We start from the raw sequence: 3,192 nt of genomic DNA, 5'->3' as shown, positions 1-3,192 counted from the left end.
GCTGTAGGCAACGCAATGTTGATTAAGAACGTAATAATAACGGCGCCAGGGATGATGATTTTAGTCATCTTTTTAAGGCCAGCAGAGATGAAATACACCATATGCTCCGTACATTTTGTGTATTCCATAACATAACTAAACCCAAGAACAGTACAAATCGTCGGTACAAGACCTGGGTTTGTCAGTTCTTTTACAAAAGCCGTCGTACCTGCCCCTAGATTACCACCAATAAAACACATCAATAGGCCCGACAATAATAACACGAGCCGCGTTTCAAACTTTTTAATAATAGCGATAAAGGTCGCTACTACAATAACAATACCTGCAATAACCATAATCTCTCCAATCCATGTATTCCCTATCAATAGCAAGTATTCTCTGCCATTCTATTACGGAATACACCCTTCTAACCACGTAAAACATGATATCTTAGCTAGTTAACACAGATCTAACTAAATTATATCTACATCAAATATTCCACAGTACTCAACCTAGTTAAGTTTAGTACTTTCTAAGCTAAGCTTTCTTAGCACCGTGTCTAATATCTTAGCTCCCGTAACGATGTCATCCATATCTGCAAATTCAGCCGGATTATGACTGATACCTTCACGGCATGGGATAAAAATCATTCCTGTAGGAACTACATCAGCCCAATGCATGGCATCATGACCAGCGCCACTAGGCATGGTCATATAGTCTACGCCTACAGACTGAACAGCCTCTTCAATTTCTCGAATCATTGCCGGATGCATCGCCACCGGATGATCTTGTGCAACAGGCTCAATCGTATAGGATAAGCCTCGTTTCTCTGCAATAACATCAATAAATTCTTTAATGAGGGTAACTACAGAATCTCGGGCCACCTTAGAAATACTGCGAATATCTACGCCCAGTTTAACTGCCCCAGGAATAACGTTCATCGCTCCTGGCACAACCTCTACTACACCGACTGTACCCACTACTGGAGGCTCTTCTTGCATGGATGCAATCTCCTCAATACCGAGTATGATTTTAGAAGCCCCACAGAGTGCATCATGGCGCAAGTTCATTGGTGTGGCCCCACTATGATCCGCGTTACCACGAATGGTTACATAGAACCGCTCTGGTGCGGCAATACCAGTTACAACACCGATTGGTTTCGCTTCGTGTTCTAGCACCTTACCCTGTTCGATATGTATTTCAGTGAAAGACTTTACAGGTCGTTCATATTCCATATGCTCAATAGCATCGGGATTTAAATTACGACCTTTCAACGCATCATACAGGGACACACCTTGTTTATCTACTAAGCGTTGTAAATCTTGCAATGTCAATTCACCGCGCATAGCTTTACTACCCAATGTGGCTGCTCCAAAGCGGCTAGACTCTTCACACATAAAGTCTACTACTGCAATGGTATGGTCATGTTCAAAACCATCATCAGTCATACTACGAACCGCTTCGATAGCAGATAATACACCTACAACACCATCATAATTGCCCCCATTAGGCACGCTGTCCGTATGAGAACCAACCATAACAACCGGTAAATCAGGATTTTTACCAACCTTATAGCCTAGCACATTTCCAAAATCGTCTATCTCTACAGTTAGACCCGCATCAGTCATACAATCAATAATATATTGGCGACCTTCCCAATCAGAATCGGTGAAAGCTAGACGATTAATACCTTCACCAGGTGCAGTCAACTGTGCCATAAAATCAAAGTCCTTAGCTAAACGCTCTCGTTGGATCATATAACACCTCACAATCTAATACTCATATTACATCTAATATATAGCACACTATACATATTTCGATGCATACATCTATATAGTTATGTACCTATAGCTTGGATGTATGCATCACAATATCTCAATCAATATGTCCTATTTTAAATAGTGAGTAGCAATTGTACCTAACGCAACAATACCGTTTAGCATGTCTTCTTCATCGATATCAAATAATGGATTATGATGAGGTGCTTTAATAGCTGAGCCCAATACCATATAGGTTGCTCGACCACCACGATCAATAACACGGTTTAAGAAATACGCACAGTCTTCACTACCGCCACCGCTATAATCGAATGGAACTTCTTTAAAGATACCTAATGGTTCAATGATAGATTTTACTTCGCTAGCTAAATCATAGCTAATACGGCCTGCAGGAGTTTCAACTTGTTTTGTAATATCAAAGGTACAATCATGAATTTCTGCAGCACCTTTAATAATGGTCTTAGTGCGTTCAATCATATAATCATTGATCTCTGTTGTAGCACCACGAGTTTCTAATTTAAGTGTTGATACATCAGGTGTAACATTGCGACCTGTACCACTTTCAAAAACGCCTACATTCATGCGAGATGCACCCCCACTATGGCGAGCAATGGCTTGTAAGTTAATAACAGCTGTACAGCCTGCAAGCATGGCATTTTGAGCCTTTTCTGGAGAACCACCTGCATGGGAAGAATAGCCATGGAATACAGCATCAAGTTTTGTAGTCGCTAAAAAGCCATGATCACTACAAGCAAAGCAATTAGATAACTGTTCATTAAATCCGATATGCATGCCGAACATCAAGTCAACATCATCTACTACGCCAGCCTCTACCATCGCTTTAGCACCACGTACGCCTTCCTCTGCTGGTTGGAAGATTAGTTTAATAGTACCCTTCAAGCCATCCTTATGTGTAGCAATATATTCAGCAAGGCCAAGGCCCATTGTCATATGTGTATCATGACCACAAGCATGCATAGCCTTCTCATGGCGGGAACGGAAACCATTCTTAGCAGGAATATGGTTAGATGCTTTAGATTCGATTACATCATTAGAATCCATATCTGCACGGAACGCTACTACAGGACCATCATCACTAAACTTCATAGTTGCCACAATAGCTGTTTTACCATAGCCCATCTTCTCTACTAGTTCAGGATCAGCACCTTCATCCATAGCACGAGCCATTGCTGCTTTCATAACATCCTCGCTAGGCAAGCCCATACGAGAATCTAAATCAAGCACTTCTGCACCGAGTGCCACATCATAACCCAAAGCAATTAGCTTTTCAGCTACTTTAGCGGCAGAACGATATTCGAGCCAAGCTGGCTCTGGATACATATGAAAATCACGACGTAAAGCAATAAAATCATCGCGGCGTTGTTGTACGAAATCTTTTACAGACATACTTACCTCCTAAAATACAATAGATACC

General features: G+C 41.4%; 2 protein-coding genes and 1 pseudogene. All 3 read right to left on the bottom strand.

The window, feature by feature from the left end; genetic code table 11:
- Positions 1-335 (bottom strand): annotated as a pseudogene (locus RYM16_RS08930) (C4-dicarboxylate ABC transporter); the annotation flags it as partial.
- Positions 336-491: 156 nt separating this feature from the next.
- Complete coding sequence (locus RYM16_RS08925) at positions 492-1,736, bottom strand: M20 family metallo-hydrolase (RefSeq protein WP_314983393.1); 1,245 nt, start codon at positions 1,734-1,736, stop codon at positions 492-494.
- A gap of 132 nt (positions 1,737-1,868) precedes the next feature.
- Positions 1,869-3,164 (bottom strand): amidohydrolase, encoded by a 1,296-nt coding sequence (locus tag RYM16_RS08920; protein ID WP_314983391.1) that lies wholly within the window; start codon positions 3,162-3,164, stop codon positions 1,869-1,871.
- Between the last annotated feature and the right edge of the window lie 28 nt (positions 3,165-3,192).

It is taken from the genome of uncultured Veillonella sp. (assembly GCF_963524655.1).
Classification (GTDB): Bacteria; Bacillota; Negativicutes; order Veillonellales; family Veillonellaceae; genus Veillonella.
This window is presented reverse-complemented; position numbering and strand designations above follow the sequence as displayed.

Coding starts and splice junctions, on each gene's coding strand:
- RYM16_RS08925 (WP_314983393.1), bottom strand. CDS start 1,736: ATGATCCAACGAGAGCGTTTAGCTAAGGACTTTGATTTTATGGCACAG.
- RYM16_RS08920 (WP_314983391.1), bottom strand. CDS start 3,164: ATGTCTGTAAAAGATTTCGTACAACAACGCCGCGATGATTTTATTGCT.